This window comes from Nocardioides imazamoxiresistens (genome assembly GCF_032378595.1).
Classification (GTDB): Bacteria; Actinomycetota; Actinomycetes; order Propionibacteriales; family Nocardioidaceae; genus Nocardioides; species Nocardioides imazamoxiresistens.
Map to the genome: position 1 here is coordinate 64,679 of NZ_JAVYII010000006.1, position 22,480 is coordinate 87,158.

Consider the following 22,480-nt stretch of genomic DNA (forward strand, 5'->3'; position numbering starts at 1 on the left):
TGCACGAGCGGTTTGCGGTGTGCGGGCCGTCCGCCCCCGGCAGGCGGCGGGGGAGTGTGGCGCACCAGACGGTCGCGGCGCTGGGGTCCCGCGGCCTCGCCCGGCACCATGGGGCCATGGGTGCGCGGCGTGACGAGGAGACGGTGACCACGGGGGTGCGTGGCTGGTGGCGGCGTACGACCGCGCCGTGGCCGCTGCCCGCGTTCACCGCCCCGGGCGAGCACGCCGTCGAGCTGGTCCACACCGGGGACCGGCCGGTCGCGGTGGTCCGCGCCGTCCGCCAGATCACCGGCTGGTCGCTGACCAGCGCGACCGACGCGACGCGCTCCACGCCCGTCCTGCTCGCCACGGACCTCTCGCACGGCAGCGCGTACGCCGCCGTCCGCGTGCTCGCCGAGGCGGGCGCGACGGCCGACGTCGTGCCGTCGCCCGCCCGCCTCTGAGCACCCGGACGGTCCCGCGGCTCAGGCGGGCCAGTCGACGCTGAGGAACTTCGTCTCGGTGTACTCCAGCAGCCCGTCGCGGGCGCCCTCGCGGCCGATGCCGCTCTGCTTGACGCCGCCGAACGGCGCCGAGGGGTCGGAGACGACGCCGCGGTTGACCCCGACCATGCCGGCCTCGATCGCCTCGCCGAGCTCGAGCGCCCGGCGCAGGTCGCCGGCGTAGACGTAGGCCGCCAGCCCGTACTCCGACGCGTTCGCCAGCGCGACCACGTCGTCGCCGTCGCCCCAGGTCACGATCGGGGCGACCGGCCCGAAGATCTCGTCCGCGACCAGCGCGGAGCCGGCCTCCACCCGGTCGAGCACGACGGGTGCGACGTAGCTGCCGCCGGCCGCGTCCGGCACCTCGGCCCGCGCGCGTACGCGGGCACCCGCGGCCTCCGCGGCCGCCACGGCGGCGTCGATCCGCTCGGCCTGCGCGCGGGTGATCATCGGCCCGATCTCGACGGGCGAGCCGCCGAGCGCGTGGCCCACCCGCATCGCGGTGACGGCCTCGCCGAGCGCGGTGGTGAACCGCTCCGCGGCGGCCTCGTGGACCAGGAAGCGGTTGGCGGCGGTGCACGCCTGGCCGCCGTTGCGGAACTTCGCGACGAGCGCGCCGCGGACGGCGGCGTCGACGTCCGCGTCGGCGGTGACGACGAAGGGTGCGTTGCCGCCCAGCTCCATCGAGGAGAGCAGGACGCGGTCGGCGGCCTGGCCGAGCAGCAGGCGCCCGATCCGGGTGGACCCGGTGAACGACACCTTGCGGACCCGCTCGTCGGCCAGCCAGGAGCCGACGACCGTGCCGGGGTCGGTGCTGGGCACCACGTTGACGACGCCGGCGGGCACACCGGCCTCGGTGAGCAGGTCGACGAGCGCGAGGGCGGTCAGTGGGGTCTCGGCGGCCGGCTTGACGACGACGGTGCAGCCGGCGGCCAGCGCCGGGCCGACCTTGCGGGTGATCATCGCGGCCGGGAAGTTCCACGGCGTGACCAGCGCGGCGACGCCGACCGGCTGGTGGGTCACGATCGAGCGGGTGCCGCCGGCGGGCGACTCGCCCCACGAGCCGCCGGGGCGCACGGCCTCCTCGGAGTACCAGCGCAGGAACTCCGCCGCGTACGCCACCTCGGCCCGCGCGTCCGCCTCCGGCTTCCCGTTCTCGGCCATCACCAGCAGGGCCAGCCGGTCGATGTCGGCGAGCACCAGCTCGTGGGCCCGGCGCAGCACGTCGGAGCGCGAGCGCGGGGAGTACGCCCGCCACCCGGCCGCCGCAGCGGCCGCCGCGTCCACCGCGGCCCGGGCCGCGTCGGCGTCGCCGTCCGCGACCTCGGCGAGGACCGCGCCGGTGCCCGGGTCGTCCACGACGAACGTGCTCGGGGCGGCGTGCTGCTCGCCACCGATGCGCAGGCCGCGCGCGGGGGCGAGGGCGGCGGCCGCCTCCAGCGCGCGGTCGGCGGCGGGGGACGTGGTGGGGGCGGGGGAGACGGCGGTGGTCACGATCGGTCCTTCCGGCGGGGCGTGCGGGGGGTGCGAGGCAGGTGGGGCGGATCAGGTGACGGCGAGGCCGGCGAGCAGGGCGCTGCGGCTGGCACGCACGTGCTCGCGCATCACCCGCTCGGCGCTGTCGCCGTCCTTGGCCTTCACGAGGTCGAGCACGACGTGGTGCTCGCGACCGGACTGCATCGGCCGTCCGGGCTGGTCCAGGGACGTCGTCACCAGCCGCGAGTAGGCGAGCTGGTTCATCAGGGTCCGGTAGTGGGCCTCGAGCTTGCTGTTGTCCGCGCCGGTGATGAGCAGCTCGTGGAACTCCTCGACGAGCACGGCGTAGCGGTCACGGTCGTCGGCGCCGACGGCGAGGTCGGACTGGCGGACGTTCTCCTCGAGCAGGTCGATCTCGTGCACGCGGCCGCGCTGCGCGAGCAACCGTGCGGCGGCGCCCTCGAGCAGCTCCTTCATGTCGAACAGCTCGTTGATGTCGCGGCGCGAGGGAGCGGCCACGAAGGTGCCGACCCGGGGGCGTACCTCCACGAGCCCCTCGGTCTGCAGCTGCTTGAGGGCCTCGCGCACCGGGGTGCGGCTGACGCCGAACTCCTCGGCGAGCGCGAGCTCGGAGAGCAGGGCACCCGAGGGTGCCGCGCCGCTGATGATGCGGCGGCGCATCTCGGCGATGACGCGGGCCTGGATGCTCCCGGGGGCGGCCGGCAGGGCGCTCAACGCTCTCGTTCCTCTCGTCGTCGCAGGCGCTCAGGTGAGCGGGGTGAGGCCCTCGGCGTCGAAGAACCCTCCGGCCGAGTAGACCACGGGCGCGGCCTCGCTGACCTCGGCGGCCACGACGCGGCAGATGAACACGGTGTGCGTGCTGGCCTGGAGCCGCTCGCGGATCTCGACCTCCATCACGGCGCTGCTGCCGGCGAGGACGGGGCTGCCGTGCGGGCCGGGCGTCCACGCGACGTCCGCGAACTTGTCGGGGGTCTTCGAGGCGAAGACGCCGAGCACGTCCATCTGCTCCACCGAGGCGATGTTGATGGCGAGGTGGCGGGCGCGGAAGAGGCAGTCGTGCGTCGACGAGGTGCGCTGCACGCAGACCATCACCGTCGGCGGGTCCAGCGAGATGCTGGCGAACGCGTTCACGGCGAGGCCGCGGGGCGTGTCGCCGTCCATCGCGGTCACGAGGGTGACGCCGGTGACGAAGCGGCGGTTGACCTGCTTGAGCAGGTCGGCGTCGGGGCGGGCCAGGGCGGTGGTGGTCATCTGCTCCTCCTCGGGGGCGGTGCTGGTGGGGGCGGGTCGCCGGGGATCGTCGGGTGTCGCGGGCACGGCGTCAGTCCTGGCCGACGGTGATGATGCCGAGCGCCGTGAGCAGGCCGCGGGCGTCCCAGGTGACGCGCTCCTCGTGGACGAGGCCGTCGGGCCCGAAGCGGGCGAAGGTCGCCCCGGCGACCTCCACCTCGCGGTCGGTGGCCGGCACACCCAGGAAGGGGTGGGTGTGCCGGCCGGTCGTGCGCCACCGGATCGCGGCCACGTCGCCCTCGACGACGATGTCCTCGACGTGGGTGACGAGGTCGGGGAAGGCGGTACGCGTGGTGACGATGGTGGCCTTGAACGCCTCGAGGTCCAGGCCGTCCTCCTCGGAGCGGCTGCGCCGGCGGTAGTCCGGCGCGAGCAGCCCGTCCAGCGCGTCGACCTCACCGCGGTCCCACGCCCGGCTCCAGGCCTCGGTGATGCGGGCGCGCCGCTCGTCGGGGGTCTCGGTCGGGGTGGGCGTCGCGGTCATGTCGGGTCCTTCCGGTGGCGGGGTGCGGGGGAGGGGTGGTGGGGCGCTCAGGCCTCGTCGCGCCGCGGGTCGGTGGCGGAGCTGCCGGCCGCGGCGTCGGGGGCCGGTGCCGCCGCGGCGGCGTCCACCTTGGCGGCGGCCGTGCGCAGCGCCGCCGAGCGGGCCTGGACCTGGCGCCGGTCGAGCAGGAGGTCGCGCCAGAAGGCGACGGCCAGGCCGGCGATGATGACGAGGAACGGCGCCGAGGTCACGATCACCGTGTTCTGCAGGGCGGAGAGGCCGCCGGCGAGCATGAGCACGACCGCGGTGACGCCGGTCAGGACGCCCCACAGCACGAGCACCCAGCGCGGCGGGTGCAGCGAGCCGCCGGTCGTCATCATCGCCAGCACGTAGGTGTTCGCGTCGGCGCCGGAGACGAAGAACATGACGACCAGCAGGATGGCGATCGCCGAGGTGATGGAGGCGAAGGGGAACGCGTCGAGCGTGGCGAAGAAGGCGCTGTTGATGTCGGCCGCGGTCTGGGCGCCGATCGTGCCGCCCTCGAACATGTCGACGTGGATGGCGGTGCCGCCGAAGACGGTGAACCAGGTGAAGAACACGACGGTGGGCACGACGAGGACGCCGGTGATGAAGCCGCGGATGGTGCGGCCGCGGGAGATGCGGGCGAGGAACACGCCGACGAAGGCGCCCCACGACACCCACCAGGCCATCATGAAGTAGGTCCACCACTGCATCCACTGCAGGTCGCCGAAGGCGGTGCCCTGCAGGCTCATCCGGAAGAAGTCGGTCGCCCACAGGCCGATGGACTCGGTGTAGAGGTTCGCGATGAACACCGTGGGGCCGACGACGAGCATGAACACGAAGAGCGCGAGGGCGAGGCCGGCGCTGCCCTGGCTCAGGTACTTGATGCCCTTGCTGACGCCGGTGACGGCCGAGAGCGTGAACACGGCGGTGACCGCCGCGATGATGAGGACCTGGCTCACGGAGCTGACGGGGATCCCGAACAGCGTGGCGAGGCCGTTGTTGACCTGCAGCGCGCCGAGGCCGAGCGACGTCGTCGTGCCGAACAGGGTGGCGAACACCGCCAGGACGTCGATCGCCTTGCCGATCGGACCGTCGACCCGGTCCCCGAGCAGGGGACGGAACAGCTGGCTGACCAGGGTGCGACGGCCCTTGCGGTAGGTGGAGTACGCGATCGCGAGGCCGAAGACCGCGAAGATCGCCCAGGCGTGCAGGCCCCAGTCGAAGTAGCTGTACTGCATGGCGCGCACGGCCGCCTCGGGCGTGCCGGCGTCAGCCAGGCCGTGCGGCGGGCTCGTGAAGTGCGAGATGGGCTCGGCCACGCCGTAGGAGACCAGGCCGATGCCCATGACCGCGGAGAGGATCATCGCGAACCAGGTGACGGTCGAGAACTCCGGACGGTCGTCGTCGGCGCCGAGGCGGATGTCGCCGAGCGGGCTGAACGCCAGGAAGACGAGGAAGATCAGCAGGGCCAGGGTCACCACGAGGTAGGCCCACCCGAAGCTCGCGGTGAGCCAGTTGAGCGAGCTGGTGGTGACCTCGTTCAGGTTCTCGGTGAAGATCGCGCCCCACGCCACGAACAGGGCGCAGACCGTGACCGACGCGACGAACACGCTGCCGAGCCGGCGAGGGCTGCGCGTGTCGGGCTCGAGACTCAGGTCGGGGTCGGGGACCGGGGTGTCGGCCGTCGGCACGGTCTTCTCCCTCCGGATCGTCGTGTCTGTCATGCCGCCTCCTTGGGTTGGTGCGCCAGCGTTGCCGGACGGGGGCTCGCGGCAGCGGCGCCTTGCATGCAACAGGATGTTAGGGCGGTCACACGGATGCGTCAATGGTCGATCCGGGACCGATCGAGGACGTCGTCCGGACGACGGCGTCCGGGCGACGCCGTCGATCCTCGACGGTCCGCGTGTCTGCTGTGTTTCCGGGACGAATCTGCCAGGTCAACGGTGTTCTCGACTGCGTACCGGCCGAGCTCGCTGCGCCACGGGGCCGGAGCGCGAACGCCGGGGTGGTTGACACGAACCGCGCCGTGCTCGTACTTTTCTTGCATACAAGAGCCAGGAGGACGTGGCATGTCAGTGAACGTGACCGAGGCCCCGCGCACCGCGGTGGTGACGGCGTCGGACGACGCCGCGCCACGCTGGCTGCGCCGGATCAGCCTGTACAGCGAGCTCGTGCTCGTGGAGAACGGCGAGGCGCCCGCGCGGCCCGCCCGCCGGGCGAGCGTCGCCGCCGTCGTGCGCAACCCGTGGATCGGCACCGGCCCGCGCCACTCCCTCGACGAGGACGTCGCCCGGATCGCCCCGGTGCTCGCCCGCGAGCTGACCGACCGGCTGCTCGTGGAGCTGGGCGGCGTCGACGCCGTCGAGGCGTTCGGCAAGGCCGCCATCGTCGGCTCCGCCGGCGAGATCGAGCACGCCGGCGCCCTGATCCACACGCCCTACTTCGGCAACCTGGTGCGCGAGTTCCTCGGCGGCGAGTCGATCATCTGCTTCGCGGACGCCCGTGCGGACGCGGGGGAGACCCTGGTCGTGCCGCTGTGGCACAAGACGCAGGCGGCGACCCGCACGCACTACCAGACCGTCACCACCCGGGTGTCGGACGCGCCCCGGCCGGACGAGATCGTCGTCGTGGCCGCCGCCTCGACCGGACCCCGACCGCACGCCCGCATCGGCGACCGCCGCACCGACCCGGTCGTCACGGCCGACCACCTCAGCAAGGGAGCGCAGCAGTGAACGTCCGCAAGATCGTCACCATCGTCGACGAGGTCCGCACGGAGGGCGGCCGTCCGGTCGAGCCCGCCGCGCGCGTCGCCGTGGTCGCCGCCGTCATCGAGAACCCGTGGGCCGGCCAGGGCTTCGTGCAGGACCTCGGGCCCGGTATCGACGCCACCGCCTCCGACCTCGGCGCCCTGCTGGCGCCGCTGGTCACCGAGGCGCTCGGCGCCACGGTCGAGGCGTACGGCAAGGCGGCGATCGTCGGCCTCGACGGCGAGGTCGAGCACGGCTCGGCGCTCATCCACACGCTCAAGTTCGGCGACCACTTCCGCAACGCCGCGTCCGCGACGACGCTGCTGCCGGCCGTCGAGAAGCGCGGGCCCGCCGGCATCGTGTTCGACATCCCGCTCAAGCACATCACCGACGCGACGATCCGCTCGCACCACCAGTCGTTCGAGGTGCGGATCTCCGACGCCCCGCACCCCGGCGAGATCGTCGTGGCGCTCGCCGCGGCCGCGCAGGGGCGCCCGCAGCAGCGCCTGGCCGCGCTCTCGACGGAGCAGTGACGTCGCGGTGAGCAGCCAGCCGACGGTCGTCCTCCTGCACGGGGTGGGTCTCGACCACTCCGTGTGGGAGGGCGTGGCCCCGCTCCTCGCCGGGCCGGTCGACGTCGTGGTGCCCGACCTGCCGGGCCACGGTGCGGGCCCCCGGGTGCCGCTCGACGTCGACCTCGCCGGCCTGGCGGACCTGGTGGTCCGCGACCTCCCGGCCGGCCTGCTCGCCGCCGGTGCCGACCCGGTCCACCTGGTCGGCTTCTCGCTCGGGGCGCTGGTCGCCCAGCACCTCGCGATCCACCGTCCCGAGCTCGTCGCCTCGCTCACCAGCGTCAGCTCGGTGTGCCGGCGCACGCCGCAGGAGGCGGAGGCCGTCGCGGCCCGGCTCGCGACGGCGGAGCGCGACGTCGACGCGAGCTACGCCGCGTCGGTCGAGCGCTGGTTCGCCGGCTCCGACGTCGACGCCGCAGCGGTCGGGCGTACCCGCTCGGTGCTGGCGGCCAACGACCCCGACCAGTTCCTCGCCTGCTACCGCGTCTTCGCCACGGGCGACGCTGCGGTGGCCGACGACCTCGGGCGGATCGACGTCCCCGCCCTCGCCGTGACGGGCGCCGCCGACCCCGGCTCCACGCCCGAGATGACGCACCGCCTCGCCGCCTCGATCCCGGGGTGCCGCGCGGTGGTCGTCCCCGAAGTCCGCCACATGCTCCCGCTGGAGGCACCCGGTGTCCTGGCCGAGCACGTCCTCGAGCTGATCGGAGGCACGACCCGTGACCGAGTCCGTGACTGACCCCGCGACCGCCACCACGCCCGCAGCCGGCGTCTCGCGGCTGCACCACCACATCGGCGGGGAGAGGGTCGAGCCCGCGTCCGGCGCGTGGTTCGACAGCACCAATCCCGCGACCAACCAGACGCTGTACGCCGCCGCGCGCGGCGACGCCGTCGACGTCGACCGGGCCGTCACCGCCGCCCGGCGCACCTTCGAGGACCCGCGCTGGCGCGACCTCTCGCCCACCCGCCGCGGCCACCTGCTGCGGCGGCTCGCCGAGCTGATCGCCGAGAACGCCGAGGAGCTGGCGCGCACGGAGAGCCTCGACAACGGCAAGCTCCTGCGCGAGATGCGCGGCCAGCTGGCCACGCTGCCGGAGTACTACCACTACTACGCCGGCCTGGCCGACAAGATCCAGGGCGACGTCATCCCGACCTCCGACCGCGCCGTGCTGAACTACACGGTGCGCGAGCCGCTCGGCGTCGTCGGCGCGATCACGCCGTGGAACTCGCCGCTGACGCTGACCACCAGCAAGCTCGCGCCCGCGCTGTGCGTCGGCAACACGATGGTCATCAAGCCGTCCGAGCACACCTCCGCCTCCGTCCTACGCCTGGCCGAGCTCGTCGAGGAGGCCGGCTTCCCGCCCGGCACCGTCAACGTCGTCACGGGCTTCGGCGCCGAGGCCGGCCAGGCCCTGGTCGACCACCGCGACCTCGCGAAGATCTCGTTCACCGGCAGCACCGGCACCGGGTCGCGGATCGCGGCCAACGTCGCCTCGCGCTTCCTTGGCTCCACCCTGGAGCTGGGCGGCAAGTCGCCGAACATCGTGTTCGAGGACGCCGACGTCGCCAACGCGGCCATGGGCGTCGTGGCCGGCGTGTTCGCGGCGGCCGGGCAGACCTGCATCGCCGGTAGCCGCGTGTTCGCGCACCGCTCGGTCTACGACGAGCTGCTCGAACGCGTGGCGACCCGGGCGGGCACCATCCGCATCGGCGACCCGCTGCTGGACGAGACCGAGCTCGGCCCGCTCGCCTTCGGCGACCAGCGCGACAAGGTCGCGGGGTACGTCGACCTCGGCCGCTCCGAGGGCGCCCGCGTGCTCACCGGCGGCACGGCCAGCGACGGCGGCGGCCTCGGCGGCTTCTTCTACGAGCCCACCGTCCTCGTCGACGTGCACAACGACATGCGCGTCGTGCGGGAAGAGATCTTCGGGCCCGTCGTCGCGGTCATGCCGTTCGACCACGAGGACGAGGTCGTGCGGATGGCCAACGACACCGAGTACGGCCTCGCCGCCGGCGTCTGGACCCGCGACCTCGGCCGCGCGCACCGGATGGCCTCGCGCCTCGAGGCGGGCACGGTCTGGATCAACACCTACCGGGCCATGTCGCCCATGTCCCCGCGCCAGGGCTTCAAGAACAGCGGCGTCGGCGTGGAGCACGGCCAGGAGACGATCAAGGAGTACACCCGCCTCAAGAGCGTGTGGGTGAACACGAGCTCCGAGCCGCTCGGCGACCCGTTCGTGATGAGGTCCTGATGCCGCTCGTCGACGTCACGCTGACCGAGGGCCGCGACCCCGCGCAGGTGCGCGAGCTGATCCACGCCGTCCACGACGCCGTCCACCGCACGGTGGGCGCGCGCCCCGAGCACATCCGCGTCATCGTGCGCGAGGTCCCGCGCACGCACTGGGCCACCGGCGACGTCACCGTCGCCGAGATGGGCCTGCCCGACCCGTCCCGTCCGACCGCACCCGACAAGGAGTCGTCGTGAAGTTCTCGCTGTTCGTCCACATGGAGCGCTGGGACGAGGAGGTGAGCCACACCGAGGCGTTCGAGAACCTCGTCGAGCTCACGCTCCTCGCCGAGGCCGGCGGCTTCAGCACCGTCTGGGTCGGTGAGCACCACTCGATGGAGTACACGATCTCCCCGAGCCCGATGCCCACCCTGGCCTACCTGGCCGCCCGCACGACGACGATCCGCCTCGGCGCCGGCACGATCATCGCGCCGTTCTGGAACCCGATCCGCGCCGCGGGGGAGTGCGCCCTGCTCGACGTCATCAGCGGGGGCCGGATGGAGGTCGGCCTGGCACGCGGGGCGTACCAGTTCGAGTTCGACCGTCTCGCCGGCGGCCTGCCGGCCAGCGACGGCGGCCAGCACCTGCGCGAGCTCGTGCCCGCCGTGCGCGCGCTGTGGCAGGGCGACTACGCCCACGACGGCGAGATCTGGCAGTTCCCCACCTCGACCAGCGTGCCCAAGCCCGTGCAGCAGCCCACGCCGCCGATGTGGATCGCGGCCCGCGACCCTGCGTCGCACGACTTCGCCGTCGCCAACGGCTGCAACGTCATGGTCACGCCGCTGATGAAGGGTGACGAGGAGGTCGAGGCGCTCGTCGACAAGTTCGAGACCGCCGTCTCCGCGCACCCCGAGGTCGAGCGCCCGCAGCTGATGGTGCTGCGCCACACGCACGTGCACGACGCCGACGACCCCGAGGGCTGGCGCCCGGCCGCCGAGGGCATCAACCGGTTCTACCGCACCTTCGACGCGTGGTTCGGCAACAAGACCGCGCCCGTGGACGGCTTCCTCGAGCCCAGCCCGGAGTCCAAGTTCGCCGAGCGCCCCGAGTTCGCGCCCGAGGCGCTGCATCGCACGGCGATGATCGGCACGCCCGACGAGGTGGTAGCGCGGGTCAAGCAGTACGAGGCGCTCGGCGTCGACGAGTACAGCTTCTGGATCGACAACAGCCTCTCGCACGAGGAGAAGAAGGCCTCGCTGCAGCGGTTCGTGGAGCACGTGGTGCCGGCCTTCTCCTGAGGGCCTGAGAGAATCGCCGGCGGCACCGTCGACCCCCACTGAGAGTGAGCCCGAGATGGCCCTGTCCGACCTCGCCCCTGCCGACCTCACGGCCTTCGCCGACGCCCAGCGCGCGGCGTACGCGGAGCTCAAGGCCCAGGGGCTGAAGCTGGACCTCACGCGGGGCAAGCCGTCGCCGGAGCAGCTCGACCTCTCGGAGGCGCTGCTGACGCTGCCGACGGGCCACGTCGCGGCCGACGGCACGGACGTGCGGAACTACGGCGGCCTGGCCGGGCTGCCCGAGATGCGGCAGATCTTCGCCGACCTCCTGGGCATCCCGGCCGCCAACGTGGTGGCCGCCGGCAGCTCGAGCCTCACCCTCATGCACGACACGCTGGTGCAGGCGCTGCTCTACGGCCGCCCGGGCAGCGTGGAGCCGTGGGGCGTCGAGGACGTCGTGCGCTTCCTGTGCCCGACGCCCGGCTACGACCGGCACTTCGCGCTCGCCGACCGTCTCGGCATCGAGCTCGTGCCGGTGCCGATCGACGCGGACGGCCCCGACGTCGAGGTCGTCGCCGAGCTCGTCGCCGGCGACCCGACGATCAAGGGCATGTGGCTCGTGCCGACGTACTCGAACCCCACCGGCGCCGTGTGCTCCGAGGAGGTCGCCCGCGCCCTGGCCTCGATGCCGACCGCGGCGCCCGACTTCACGATCCTGTGGGACAACGCCTACGCGGTGCACCACCTCACCGAGACCGAGGTGCGTACGCCCGACATCGTCACCCTGTGCGCCGAGGCGGGGAACCCCGACCGCGTCGTCGTGTTCGCCTCCACCTCGAAGATCACCTTCGCCGGCGCGGGCGTGGCGGCGCTGGCGGGCTCGGAGGCCACGGTCGCGGCGTACCTGAAGGGTCTCGGCTTCTACTCCATCGGCCCCGACAAGGTGAACCAGCTGCGCCACGTCGAGTTCTTCGGCGACGCGGCCGGCGTGCGCGCGCACATGGCCAAGCACCGCGAGCTGATCGCGCCGAAGTTCGCCGAGGTGCAGCGCGTGCTGGCCGAGCGGCTCGCCGAGCACGGCATCGCGGAGTGGACCGACCCGGTGGGCGGCTACTTCGTCAACCTCGACGTGCTCGACGGCACCGCCCGCCGCGTGGTGGAGCTGGCGAAGGAGGCCGGCATCGCGCTGACCCCCGCCGGCTCGGCGTTCCCCTACGGCGAGGACCCGCGCAACCGCAACATCCGCCTCGCGCCGACCCTGCCGCCGCTGGCGGAGGTCACCGCCGCGATGGAGGCCGTCGCGACCTGCGTGCTGCTCGCCGCCGCCGAGGAGCTCGGGGGCTGACGCCGGCCGGCTTCGGCTGAGCGGCCGGGCGGCGCCTCAGTGCTGCCCGAGCCGTCCGCTCAACCGCTCGTGCATGCCGGCGCTCGCCGCGTTCAGGCCGACGATCTCGACGGCCGTGCCGCGGGCGGCGTACTTCGTCGTGACCGCGTCGAGCGCCGCGACGGTCGAGGCGTCCCACACGTGGGACTCGCTGAGGTCGACGACGACGCGGGCGGGGTCGGCGGCGTAGTCGAACTGGCTGTAGAGGTCGTTGCTCGAGGCGAAGAACAGCTCGCCGGTCACGCGGTAGCGCACCAGGTCGCCCGCCTCGTCCTGCTCGAGGACCCGCTCGACGCGGGCCAGGTGGGCGACGCGGCGCGCGAAGAGCAGGGTGGCGACGAGGACGCCGACGCCCACGCCGATCGCGAGGTTGTGGGTCGCGACGACGACGGCGACGGTCACGACCATCACGGTCGTCTCGCTGCGCGGCATCCGGCGCAGGGTGCGCGGGTCGACGCTGTGCCAGTCGAACGTGCCGACCGCGACCATCACCATGACGGCGACGAGCGCGGCCATCGGGATCCGACCGACGAGGTCGCCGAGACCGACGACGAGCACGAGCAGGAAGACGCCGGCGCAGAAGGTCGAGATCCGCGTGCGGGCGCCCGAGGCCTTCACGTTGATCATCGTCTGCCCGATCATCGCGCAGCCGCCCATGCCGCCGAAGAAGCCGGTGACGACGTTGGACGCGCCCTGGCCCCAGGACTCGCGGGTCTTGTCCGAGTGGGTGTCGGTGACGTCGTCGACGAGCTTGGCGGTGAGCAGCGACTCGAGCAGGCCGACGACGGCCATCGCGAGGGCGTACGGCGCGATGATCCGCAGCGTCTCGACGGTGTACGGCACGTCGGGCAGCAGGAACGACGGCAGGGTGTCGGGCAGGTCGCCCTGGTCGGCGACGTCGGGCAGCACCCAGCCGGCCGCGAGCGTCAGCCCGGTGAGCACGACGATGGCCACCAGCGGTGCGGGCACGGCGTCGGTGAGGCGGGGGAGCAGCACCATGATCGCGATGCCGGCGGCCACGAGCGGGTAGACGAGCGCGGGCACGTCCCTCAGGTAGGGCAGCTGCGCGGTGAAGATGAGGATGGCCAGCGCGTTGACGAAGCCGACCATCACCGAGCGCGGCACGAACCGCATCAGTCGCGCGACGCCGGCCAGCGCCAGGACGACCTGGATCAGCCCGCCGAGGATCACGGTGGCGATGAGGTAGTCGACGCCGTGCTCGCGGGCGACGGGCGCGATCACCAGCGCGATGGCGCCCGTCGCGGCGGAGATCATCGCGGGTCGCCCGCCGAGGAACGCGATGGAGACGGCCATCGTGAACGAGGCGAACAGGCCCAGGCGCGGGTCGACGCCCGCGATGATGGAGAACGAGATGGCCTCGGGGATCAGGGCCAGGGCGACGACGAGGCCCGCGACGACCTCACGACGCAGGATCCGGGGACTGCGCAGGGCGGCACGGACGGAGTCGTCACGCGGGCCGTCGGTGACGACGGTCGAGGGGGAGCTCACGGGTCCCCATCAAACCTCACGTAACGGGAGGGTCGTCATCCGTCGTCGGTGTGCCCTGCGTCACCTCGAGCATCGAGCCCAGCTCCGCGGCGAGCTGTTCGGCGGTGGCGAGCTCCCGGCGTACCCGCGCGACGCGGTCCACGGCGTCGGAGTGGTACGCCGCGAGGCTCGCCGTCAGCCGGACCCGCTCGGCGGGCGTGGTGGCCGCGGACCGGAGCCCGTCGACGACGCCGAGCAGGTCGCGCATCTGGTCGAGCGTGAAGCCCAGCGGCTTCATCTGCATGATGAGCTCGAGCCGCGCGACCTCGGCCTCCGCGTACAGCCGGAACCCGCCCGGCGTGCGCTCGGAGGGCACGACGAGGCCCATCTCGTCGTAGTAGCGGATGGTGCGCAGGCTCAGCCCGGTGCGGGCGGCGACCTCGCCGATCTGGAGGCTGCTCACGCGCCGTGCGACACGCGCACGCAGGCCGTGACCGTCGTGTCGGCCGGGGTGGTGCGCACGTGCCAGTCGTGGCTGAGCGCGGCCACGAGGTGCAGGCCGCGCCCGCGCAGGGCGTCGGGCTGCACCGGGGTGAGCTGCTTGACGCGCCAGGGCTGCTCGGCGCTCGTCGCGGTGCCGCAGTCGGTCACGGCGAGGGTGAGCTCGTCGCCGGCGAGGTCCCAGGCGACCGTGAGGGTGTCCGCGACGCAGGGGCGGCCGTGGTCGAGTCCGTTGCGCACGAGCTCGTGCAGGATCGTCACCGCGTCCTCGACGCAGGCGCGCGGCACGCCGAGCGGCTCGAGCTGCGCGAGCAGCTCCCGACGCGCGACGTTGGCGGTCGCGTCGGTGAAGGGCAAGGAGGCATCGTGGTGCACGGCGGTTCCGTCCGTCGGTGGGGTCGGTGCGGTCGGATCCGCGCCAGGATCCTGGGTCGCGGGTGCTGCCTCCGAGCGCGCCACCTCGACCTCCGGGTCCTTCACCATGCGTTCACGTTAGGCCTGCCTGCCAAAGCCCTGGGTCCCGGCCCGGTGCGGCGCGTCACGAGCGCGGCGGACGGGGCAGGAAGAACGACACGCGGCGCTGGTAGTCGCGGTAGCCCGGTCGGTCCTCCATCCGCCGTTCCGTGCGCTTCGCCCCGGTCGCGTAGACGAGGAAGTAGCTCATCGCCACCGGCGCCGGCAGCGTCCACGCCGCAGGCGGCGAGGCGGCGGCCGCGACCCAGGCGCCGTCCCAGACGACGGAGTCGCCGAAGTAGTTCGGGTGGCGCGACCAGCCCCACAGACCGGTGTCGAGGACGTCGGGCTTCTCGTCGTCGTCGAGCTCCTGGTACGCCTTCTTCTGCCGGTCGGCGGTCGCCTCCAGCACCGCGCCGGTCACCATCACGGCGGCGCCCAGCGGGAAGAGCCAGCGGCGTCGACCGGCGGGCAGGGCACTGGCCGCAGCCACCTGCAGCGGCGCGGAGACCAGCAGCTGGGCGAGGCCCTGGGTGACGAACACCTTGCCGACGACGGCGGCGGTGCCGTCGCCCTCCAGGAACTCGGCGTAGCGGGGGTCCTCCTCGTCGTGCGCGGCGATCCGGCCGGCCATCAGCCGCTCGAGCCGCACGGCCCAGGCGCTGGTGAGCGCGGCGAGGGTCCAGCGGCGCACCGGGTCGCCGCTGCCGAGCACCGCGCCGGTCAGGGCGACGCCGGCGAGGCCGGGGCCCCAGGCGGCGTCGGCGTAGTCGCGGCGGCCCTTGCGCAACGCCAGCACGGCGGTGCCCGCCTGGACCGCGGTGACCACGGCGGCCGACGCGGCCGCGACGGTGCGCAGGTTGGCCGCGTCGAGCGGCTGCTCGTCCTTCCTCCACCAGCTCATGACAGCTCCTCCTCCAGCGCCAGCAGCGCCGTCTCGACGACCTCGGTGGGTGCGGGGTGGATCCAGTACTGGCTGCGGGCGAGCCCGCGCACGGCCACGTCGTTGCTGATCGCCTGGATCAGCGGCTGGATCAGTGTCGCGGCCATCGGGCCGACGACGTGGGCGCCGACGAGCAGCCCGGTGGACCGGTCGGCCAGCAGCTTGACGAACCCGCCGGGACCCGACGGTGCGTCGTCGTCCGGGTCGGCCTGCAGGGCCCAGCCGTACGCGGTGTCCGCGACGTCCTGGCGTGCCACCGCGAGGTCGAGGCCCTGCTCGCGGGCCTGCTCCTCGGTCAGCCCGACGGCGGCGACCTGGGGCTCGGTGAACACGGCGTTCGGCACGTGCCGGTGGTCCGAGACCACGAGGTCGTCGGGGTGCAGCAGGTTGTGCTGCACGACGCGGGCGTCCTGGTTGGCCACGTGCTTCAGCGGCTGCGTGCTGCTGGCGTCGCCGAGCGCCCAGACGCCCTCGACGCTGGTGCGCTGGTGCTCGTCGACCTCGATCAGGCCCGTGTCGTCGGCGGCGACGCCACCCGCGTCCAGGTCGAGCTGGTCGCCGTTCGGCCGGCGCCCGACCGCGACGAGCACGAGGTCGGTGTGCACGACCGAGCCGTCGTCGAGGCGCAGCTCGGCCGAGCCGTCGGGGGTCCGGTGGGCCTCCGCGAGCCGCACGCCGAGGCGTACCTCCCAGCGCTGCGCGGCCGCGCGGCTGACCAGCTCGCCGACCTCGCGGTCCTGGTTGGACAGCAGGCGGTCCTCGCCCTCGACCTGCAGCACCGCGACGCCGAGCCCGGAGAGCACGTGCGCCAGCTCGGTGCCGACGTAGCCGCCGCCGAGCACGACGATGCGACGCGGCAGCTCCTCGAGCCGCATCACGGTGTCGCTGGTGAGGTGGGGGACGTCGTGCAGGCCGGGCACGTCGGGCACGACCGGTCGGCTGCCGGTGGCGAGGACGACCTGGTCGGCGGTGAGCGTGCGCTCGCCCTCCTCGGTCTCGACGACGAGCCGGCGGGGGCCGGTGAAGCGGGCGGTGCCGGTGAGGACGTCGACGAAGTCGAGCCCGCGGCGGTACTCCTCGCCGTCGGCGGCCACTTGGTCGATCCGGCCGAGCACCCGCTCGCGCAGCTGCGACCAGCGGGCGCCCGCCTGGAGCGCGCCGTTCTCCAGGCCCGTGGCCACGCCGAGCGCCGGCCCGCGCAGGGCGGAGGTGGCGAGCTCGGCGGCGTGGACGTACATCTTCGAGGGGATGCAGCCCCGGTTCACGCACGTGCCGCCGAACGGGCCGCGCTCGACGATCGCGACGCGCAGGTGGGAGAAGCGGTCGTCGACGATCGTGTTGCCCGAGCCGGCGCCCACGACGACGAGGTCGTAGTGGGTGGCGTCCTGCGCGCTCATTCGGGCAGGGCCTCGGTCGGCAGCGGGCCCAGGCCCGCGAAGTCGTCGAGGAACGGGTCGACGTCGCCGTCGACGGTGTAGCCGCGCAGCTGCTCGGCCGTGCGGCGGGTGGTCAGGGCGCGGGCGAGGTCGTACGCGCTCGCCTGCAGCACGACGGCCGGCTCGCCGTCGCCGGACTGCCAGACCCAGTCGGTGTCGCTGGCCTGCAGGCGCACGGGGCCGCGGCCGGCCAGCCGCTCGCCGAGGCCCTCGGCCATCTGGTCGCGGATCGCGGCGAGACCGGCGGACTCGCGGCCGCCCGGCACGCCGAGCGCCCCGCGCAGGTCCTGCTCGTGGATGACGGCGTCACCGAGGGGAGCGGGGTCCTGGGTGGCGACGAAGCGCTCGAGGTCGTCGGCCAGGTCGCGCCACTCGGCGAGCAGGTCGGCGGCCGATCGCCCGGAGCGCTCGTCGACGTGCTTCTGGGTCCACGCCTCGCCCAGCTCGTCGTCGACGTCGTCGGCGAGGGTGTCGCGGTCGACGCCGATCATGTGCGCGAGCAGGTCGCGGGCGCTCCAGTCGGGGGTGGCCGGGACCGGGCGGTCCAGGGCGCCGGGGTCGTCGCGGTCGGTCTCCTCGACGAGCGAGCGCACGCGCTCGTACGTCTCACGCCATGCCTGTGCTGCCTGCGGGTCTCCGGCCATGTAGCGTCACCATCCTGTCGAGGGCCGTGTTTCTCGGCCTGTGGGAGCCATGGAACCAACCGTGGTGAAATATGACGTCGAACCTCAACAGCAACTTGCACGATCTGTTTAACTCTTGACGAGGCCGGACCCGGGGGCTCGGGGTCCGCCGACGACACTGCTTGCGCCAAGGAGAACGGCATGTCCGCGAACGACGACTCCCTCGTGATCGAGACCGCGCCCGAGACGGGCGTGCTGCGCCTGACCGGCGGCATCTACGACCAGCAGGACCTCGAGAAGCTCGACCTCGAGCTGACCTCGGCCAGCGCCGGCTTCACCGCCCCGGTGACGGTCGACCTGGGCGCGCTCGAGTTCCTGCCCAGCCTCGCCGTCGGCACGCTCGTGGCCCTGGACCGCCGCGCCCGCGAGGGTGGCGGCTCCCTGACCCTCGTCGCCGAGAACGGCTCGCTGGCGCACCGGATCCTCACGGTCGTCGGCGTCCCCGTCACCACGCCCTGAGCGTCGCCCCCCACACCGGTTTGCACCCCGCCCCCTAGGGTGGGGCCCGGCGACCGTTCCCCGGGTCGCCGCCGCCACGGGAGGAGTCGGCGTCGTGTTCGACGCGAGCAGCGACGACCTGGAGTTCACGTTCGACGAGCTCACAGGTGTCCTGGCGGTCTCTGGAGGCCTGTTCTCGGAGCTCGACGCGCGACGTCTGGAGCGTCAGATCAGCGAGGCGCTGGTGCGGGTCTCGCACCGCCTCGTCGTGGACCTGAGCGACGTGACGTTCTTCCCGACCCTGGCCATCCGCGCCCTGATCCTGGCTCGCCGCACGGCGAGCGTCGCGCGCCGCACCGCTCAGCGCGACGGCGCCGAGGTGGAGGTGCGGGCGCAGTCCGGGACGCTGCCGCACCGCGTGCTCACGGCGACGGGGTTCCCACTGCTGGACGCGAGCTGAGCGGTCGCCGCACCGCGAGGATCGTCGTGTCGTCGTCCTCCGTGCCGTCGCGGATCGTCATGATCTCGTCGGTCCAGCCGTCGATCGGCTCCGCCGGCGCGTAGCGCGCCAGCCCGCGCACCACGTCGGTCCGCTCGTCCATGTCGACGCCGCGGCGCTCCACCAGGCCGTCGCTGAACAGCAGCAGGGTCTGCCCCGGCTCGAGGAGGAAGGTCGTGGTCGGGGCGCCGACCGCCTCGAACCCGAGCAGGGGACGGGCGTCGATCTCCAGGTCGACGGTGCCCTCGGGGGTGACCAGCAGCGGCGGCAGGTGACCGGCTCCGGCCAGGTCCACCTGGCCGGTCGCGAGGTCGACGCACGCCACGAGCGCGGTCGCGAACCGGTCGGGGAGCACGTTGCGCATGAGGGCGTCGAGCTGGTCGAGCGCGACGGCCGGGCCCGCCCCGGCGTACAGGTACGCCCGCAGGGCGGTGCGCAGCTGCACCATCGTGGAGGCCGCCTCGACCCCGTGGCCGGCGACGTCGCCGAGCACCAGCACGGCGCGGCCGGGGGAGACCTCGAACGCGTCCCACCAGTCGCCGCCCATCTGCAGGGTCGCGGCGGGCAGGTAGCGGGCGGCGACCTCGAGCCCGTCGAGGCGCGGCACCTCGCCGAGCACGACGCTGGCCTGGACGGCCTCGGCGACCAGCACGTGCTCCCGGGCGCGCGAGAGCTGCAGGCTGGTGACCTGGCCGGCGAGCGCGTCGGCGGCCTCGACCTGCCACGGGTCCCACGGCAGCGCGACGCCGCGCACCACCTCGCGCCACTTCTCGAAGGAGCGACGGGGGCTCAGCCGGACCTCGGGGCCCTCGGCCGCGGCCACCTCCTTGTTGCGGGGGTCGCCGCCCCAGTCGACGGTGCGCTCCTGCTCGGGGCGCAGCCACAGGATCCAGCGGTCCGGCTCCGAACCCACCCGCAGCGCCCCGGCGGCGTGCTGCGTCACGACGGGGTCGGCGCCCAGCTCGGGCGTCAGCAGCGCGACGTTGTCGGTGTAGGTGACGTGGTCGTCGGGGTCGGCGAGCGCGGCCGAGATGGCGCGCAGCTGCTTCTCGGACGGCACCTGGCCGGCGGTCAGGAACCCGTCGTCGTAGGCGATCGCGGCGCCGCCGGCGCCCATCACGTCGAGCAGCTCGGGGTCCTCGATCAGCGAGACCAGCGGGTTCCGCTCGCTGGCGGTGACGCGGTTGACCATGTCGGTCAGCACGGTGCGGGCCCGCAGCGCGGCCTCGCGGCGGTCGCTCTGCTCGCGCTCGCCGATCATCTGCGAGGCGACCTGGGCGAGGAACTCGGAGGCCGCGCGGGCGTCCTGCGCGGGACGGTGCGGCCCGGAGTAGTGGTGGCAGGCGATGAGGCCCCACAGCTGGTTGTTGACCACCAGCGAGATCGACATCGACGCCGTGACGCCCATGTGGCCGAGGTACTCCACGTGGATCGGCGAGACGCTGCGCAGCCGGGAGAAGGACAGGTCGAGCGGCGCCCCGGTGGCGGGGTCGAGGATCGGCTCGAGCGGCACCGGGGTGTAGCCGATGTCGACGATGAGGCGGGTCCAGTTGACGGTGTAGAGCCGGCGCGCCTGGGCGGGGATGTCGGTGGCCGGGTAGTGCAGCCCGAGGAACGGGTTGAGGTCCTCGCGTCGCTGCTCGGCGATGACCTCGCCGTTCCAGCGCGGGTCGAAGCGGTAGACCATGACGCGGTCGAAGCCCAGCAGCTCGCGCACCTCGCGGGAGAGGTGGTCGGCCAGCTCGGACAGCGAGCCCGCGCTGGCCAGACGGGCCATCGGCGCCCGCGCCGAGGCGTACGACAGCGGGGCGGCGCCGGTGGTGACCAGCGGCTCGAGCTCGACCACGATCCGGCTGCCGCTGCGGAACAGGTGGACGTCGACGTCGGCCTGGGCCAGCGTGCCGGCGCTGCGCGGCAGGGTCAGCACCAGGGGCTCGCTGGGCAGGTCGGCGGCGACGCGGTCGGTGACCTGGGCGGCGGCGAGCACGCCGATCAGCTCGGCCAGGGTGGCGCCGGTCGGCTCGACGCCGAGCGCCGCGCGGGTGTTGGCCGACCACGAGACGACGTTGCGCAGCCCCGCGTCGAGGCTCAGCAGGACGCCGTGGGGCTGGATGGCGCCGGGCACGTGGATCGGCTCGCGGTCGCAGTTGGTGAGGTCGACCTCGGGGTACGCCGGGGTGTGCGCGACCCCGAGCGGCACCCGGACGGGGCGCGGGACGGGGCGGGTCGCGGGGCCGGGGACTGCCTGGAGCGGGTTGGTCTCCACGTGCAGTACCGGGTCCTCTCGTCGGTGGGCGCGCCCGTCGGTGCGAGCGCTCGGGTGATTGTCCCCCACGAGGGGCCCCGGGTCTGCCGAAAGGGTCAGTTCGTCGAGGTCACCGCCACCGCGATGCTCGCCGCACTGGCGGCGGCGATCGCCGCCGCGGCGCGCATCACGGCCGTGCCGACGGCCTCGACGCCCCAGCTGCCCTGCTCGAGCTCCTTGGCTCGGGCGGCGACCGCGGACGACCACGGCAGGGGCGGGCGGAGCATCGGCAGCGTGGCGCTGGCCGACAGCAGGGCGACGAGCGCGGCGGTACGCGCGTCCGGCTCCGCGCCCTGCTCCAGCACCGCGACGATGCGCGCGCGGATCTCGGCCTCGCGGTCGTCGGCGCCCGCCTTCCCGGCCGTCGCGGGCAGGGTCGTGTAGGGCACCAGCCCGAGGAACCGCTTGCGCTGGCGACGCACCCAGCCGCGCTCGACGAGGCGGTCGGTGACGCCGGCGTGCAGGCCGTTGCCGATGGCGAGCAGCAGCGACTGCACGCGCTGGGGCTTGGCGGCGACCTTCGTCCAGGCGTCGGCCAGCAGCGGGTCGGACGGCGGCTGCCTGCCGACGGCCGCCACCTTCGGGCCGTTGAGCGCCGGTCGGTCGTCCTCGACCTCGATCCGGCCGCGCTGGGCGAGGTCGACGAGCATCGCGCCGCCGAGCGTGTAGTGCAGGTGGCCGGCGCCGGCGATGTAGCTGCCCGCGTCGTCGAGCAGGAGGAGCATCAGGTCCTCCACGAGCAGGGGGTCGGCGTCCATGCGGCTCCTCCGGATGTCGTTGGTGGTCGGTCGGTCGTCTGGTTCCGGGTCCCATGCAACGTCATCGGCGGCGGCCGCACAGGTGCGATCTGTCACGTGGTGCGGGGAGGTTCCGCTGGAATCCGACCCCCGCCCGAATGGTTGAAAGTAGAAGCAATGCGCCGGACGGCGCACCTCGGACGAGACGGAGTGGTGACGATGAGCGGGACGCAGGAGTTCGCAGGCCGGACGGCGCTGGTGACGGGCGCGGCCTCGGGGCTGGGTCGGGCGATCGCCGTCGACCTGGCGGCCAACGGCGCGAACGTGGTCCTGACGGACGTGAACGAGACGGCGCTGGTCGAGGCGGTCGGCGAGATCGAGGCGGCCGGCGGCAGCGCGGCGTACGTCGTGCAGGACACCTCGGACGCCGAGCAGGTGGAGGCCGGCGTGGCCTTCGCGATCGAGCGCTTCGGCGCGCTGCACCACGCGGTCAACAACGCGGGCGTCGCGAGCCGCGTGGCCGCGCCGACCGGCGAGCTGGACCTCGACGACTACCGCCGCGTCATCGACATCAACCTGCACGGCGTCGTCTACGGCCTGCGCCACCAGATCCCCGCGATCATCGCCGCCGGCGGCGGCTCGATCGTCAACATGGCCTCGATGCACGCGTTCGTGGGGGCGCCGAACAACACGCCCTACGTCGCGTCGAAGCACGCGGTCGCCGGGGTCACGAAGAACGCGGCGGTGGAGTACGGCCCCGCCGGCGTGCGGATCAACGCCGTCGCGCCCGGCAACGTGTGGACGCCGCTGATGGAGACGCTGCCGACCGAGCTGGTCGACGAGATCACCGCCAAGCACCCGATCGGGCGGGTCGGTCGTCCCGAGGAGATCGCCTACCTCGTCACGTTCCTGCTCAGCGACCGCGCCTCGTTCATCACCGGCTCGATCCACACCGCGGACGGTGGGTACACGGCCGTCTGATCTTGCCGGTCCTCTTCTCGTCGGTCGCCGAC

The 22,480-nt window shown here is 73.5% G+C and carries 24 protein-coding genes; 11 read left to right on the forward strand and 13 right to left on the reverse strand.

Annotated features, from left to right (window positions below):
- Positions 1-116 precede the first annotated feature (116 nt).
- Positions 117-443 (forward strand): ribosomal protein L7/L12, encoded by a 327-nt coding sequence (locus tag RDV89_RS14080; protein ID WP_315733721.1) that lies wholly within the window; start codon positions 117-119, stop codon positions 441-443.
- Positions 444-464: 21 nt separating this feature from the next.
- Here the strand turns inward: RDV89_RS14080 and RDV89_RS14085 are convergent, their stop codons facing one another.
- The 5 genes from RDV89_RS14085 to RDV89_RS14105 all read right to left on the reverse strand — a co-directional run bounded on the left by RDV89_RS14085 (position 465) and on the right by RDV89_RS14105 (position 5,501).
- Complete coding sequence (locus RDV89_RS14085; RefSeq protein WP_438823287.1) at positions 465-1,886, reverse strand: NAD-dependent succinate-semialdehyde dehydrogenase; 1,422 nt, start codon at positions 1,884-1,886, stop codon at positions 465-467.
- Positions 1,887-2,027: 141 nt separating this feature from the next.
- A complete protein-coding gene (locus RDV89_RS14090; RefSeq protein WP_315733725.1) occupies positions 2,028-2,693 on the reverse strand; it encodes a GntR family transcriptional regulator in 666 nt (221 codons plus the stop codon).
- Positions 2,694-2,723: 30 nt separating this feature from the next.
- On the reverse strand, positions 2,724-3,230 hold the full coding sequence (locus tag RDV89_RS14095; protein ID WP_315733727.1) for a flavin reductase family protein: 507 nt from the start codon (positions 3,228-3,230) through the stop codon (positions 2,724-2,726).
- A gap of 70 nt (positions 3,231-3,300) precedes the next feature.
- Positions 3,301-3,753 (reverse strand): ester cyclase, encoded by a 453-nt coding sequence (locus RDV89_RS14100; RefSeq protein WP_315733729.1) that lies wholly within the window; start codon positions 3,751-3,753, stop codon positions 3,301-3,303.
- A 47-nt stretch (positions 3,754-3,800) separates the two neighbouring features.
- A complete protein-coding gene (locus RDV89_RS14105) occupies positions 3,801-5,501 on the reverse strand; it encodes a BCCT family transporter (protein ID WP_315733731.1) in 1,701 nt (566 codons plus the stop codon).
- Between the two features lie 345 nt (positions 5,502-5,846).
- On the opposite strand from RDV89_RS14105, the gene RDV89_RS14110 reads away from it, so the two are divergent.
- The 7 genes from RDV89_RS14110 to RDV89_RS14140 are packed head-to-tail and all read left to right on the forward strand — an operon-like array spanning position 5,847 to position 11,945.
- On the forward strand, positions 5,847-6,509 hold the full coding sequence (locus RDV89_RS14110) for an amino acid synthesis family protein (protein WP_315733733.1): 663 nt from the start codon (positions 5,847-5,849) through the stop codon (positions 6,507-6,509).
- Positions 6,506-7,057, forward strand: a complete 552-nt coding sequence (locus tag RDV89_RS14115) for an amino acid synthesis family protein (protein ID WP_315733735.1) — start codon at positions 6,506-6,508, stop codon at positions 7,055-7,057. Before RDV89_RS14110 ends, RDV89_RS14115 begins: the two co-directional genes overlap by 4 nt.
- A gap of 7 nt (positions 7,058-7,064) precedes the next feature.
- The gene (locus tag RDV89_RS14120) at positions 7,065-7,835 is read left to right on the forward strand and encodes an alpha/beta fold hydrolase (RefSeq protein WP_315733738.1); all 771 of its coding nucleotides are present in this window, start codon (positions 7,065-7,067) and stop codon (positions 7,833-7,835) included.
- A complete protein-coding gene (locus tag RDV89_RS14125; protein ID WP_315733740.1) occupies positions 7,816-9,348 on the forward strand; it encodes an aldehyde dehydrogenase in 1,533 nt (510 codons plus the stop codon). The genes RDV89_RS14120 and RDV89_RS14125 overlap by 20 nt, the downstream gene beginning before the upstream one ends.
- Positions 9,348-9,581 (forward strand): tautomerase family protein, encoded by a 234-nt coding sequence (locus RDV89_RS14130; protein ID WP_315733742.1) that lies wholly within the window; start codon positions 9,348-9,350, stop codon positions 9,579-9,581. The genes RDV89_RS14125 and RDV89_RS14130 overlap by 1 nt, the downstream gene beginning before the upstream one ends.
- Positions 9,578-10,621 carry an LLM class flavin-dependent oxidoreductase gene (locus RDV89_RS14135; RefSeq protein ID WP_315733744.1) on the forward strand — a complete coding sequence of 348 codons (1,044 nt, stop codon included), beginning with the start codon at positions 9,578-9,580 and terminating at the stop codon, positions 10,619-10,621. Before RDV89_RS14130 ends, RDV89_RS14135 begins: the two co-directional genes overlap by 4 nt.
- Positions 10,622-10,676: 55 nt before the next feature.
- Complete coding sequence (locus RDV89_RS14140) at positions 10,677-11,945, forward strand: aspartate aminotransferase type Ic (RefSeq protein WP_315733746.1); 1,269 nt, start codon at positions 10,677-10,679, stop codon at positions 11,943-11,945.
- Between the two features lie 36 nt (positions 11,946-11,981).
- Here RDV89_RS14140 and RDV89_RS14145 read toward each other — a convergent pair whose 3' ends face one another.
- The 6 genes from RDV89_RS14145 to RDV89_RS14170 form a co-directional block, all read right to left on the reverse strand.
- Entirely contained in the window at positions 11,982-13,493 is a 1,512-nt protein-coding gene (locus RDV89_RS14145; protein ID WP_315733748.1) for a SulP family inorganic anion transporter, read from the reverse strand.
- Positions 13,494-13,509: 16 nt separating this feature from the next.
- Positions 13,510-13,935 carry a MerR family transcriptional regulator gene (locus tag RDV89_RS14150; protein WP_315733750.1) on the reverse strand — a complete coding sequence of 142 codons (426 nt, stop codon included), beginning with the start codon at positions 13,933-13,935 and terminating at the stop codon, positions 13,510-13,512.
- A complete protein-coding gene (locus tag RDV89_RS14155) occupies positions 13,932-14,330 on the reverse strand; it encodes an ATP-binding protein (RefSeq protein WP_315733752.1) in 399 nt (132 codons plus the stop codon). Before RDV89_RS14155 ends, RDV89_RS14150 begins: the two co-directional genes overlap by 4 nt.
- 181 nt (positions 14,331-14,511) lie before the next feature.
- Positions 14,512-15,330 carry a DUF1295 domain-containing protein gene (locus RDV89_RS14160; protein WP_315733754.1) on the reverse strand — a complete coding sequence of 273 codons (819 nt, stop codon included), beginning with the start codon at positions 15,328-15,330 and terminating at the stop codon, positions 14,512-14,514.
- On the reverse strand, positions 15,327-16,766 hold the full coding sequence (locus RDV89_RS14165) for a mycothione reductase (RefSeq protein ID WP_315733756.1): 1,440 nt from the start codon (positions 16,764-16,766) through the stop codon (positions 15,327-15,329). Before RDV89_RS14165 ends, RDV89_RS14160 begins: the two co-directional genes overlap by 4 nt.
- Positions 16,763-17,449 (reverse strand): maleylpyruvate isomerase family mycothiol-dependent enzyme, encoded by a 687-nt coding sequence (locus RDV89_RS14170; RefSeq protein ID WP_315733758.1) that lies wholly within the window; start codon positions 17,447-17,449, stop codon positions 16,763-16,765. The genes RDV89_RS14165 and RDV89_RS14170 overlap by 4 nt, the downstream gene beginning before the upstream one ends.
- A 180-nt stretch (positions 17,450-17,629) precedes the next feature.
- On the opposite strand from RDV89_RS14170, the gene RDV89_RS14175 reads away from it, so the two are divergent.
- Positions 17,630-17,947, forward strand: coding sequence for an STAS domain-containing protein (locus tag RDV89_RS14175; RefSeq protein ID WP_315733760.1), 318 nt, complete (start codon positions 17,630-17,632; stop codon positions 17,945-17,947).
- A gap of 94 nt (positions 17,948-18,041) precedes the next feature.
- Positions 18,042-18,386, forward strand: coding sequence for an STAS domain-containing protein (locus RDV89_RS14180; protein ID WP_315733762.1), 345 nt, complete (start codon positions 18,042-18,044; stop codon positions 18,384-18,386).
- On the opposite strand, the gene RDV89_RS14185 is transcribed toward RDV89_RS14180, so the two are convergent.
- A complete protein-coding gene (locus RDV89_RS14185; RefSeq protein ID WP_315733764.1) occupies positions 18,349-20,691 on the reverse strand; it encodes a SpoIIE family protein phosphatase in 2,343 nt (780 codons plus the stop codon). The two genes, RDV89_RS14180 and RDV89_RS14185, sit on opposite strands and share 38 nt — an antisense overlap.
- Before the next feature lie 95 nt (positions 20,692-20,786).
- On the reverse strand, positions 20,787-21,488 hold the full coding sequence (locus RDV89_RS14190; RefSeq protein WP_315733766.1) for a GOLPH3/VPS74 family protein: 702 nt from the start codon (positions 21,486-21,488) through the stop codon (positions 20,787-20,789).
- Between the two features lie 198 nt (positions 21,489-21,686).
- Between RDV89_RS14190 and RDV89_RS14195 the strand changes: the two genes are divergently transcribed.
- On the forward strand, positions 21,687-22,448 hold the full coding sequence (locus RDV89_RS14195; RefSeq protein ID WP_315733768.1) for an SDR family NAD(P)-dependent oxidoreductase: 762 nt from the start codon (positions 21,687-21,689) through the stop codon (positions 22,446-22,448).
- Positions 22,449-22,480: the final 32 nt, after the last annotated feature.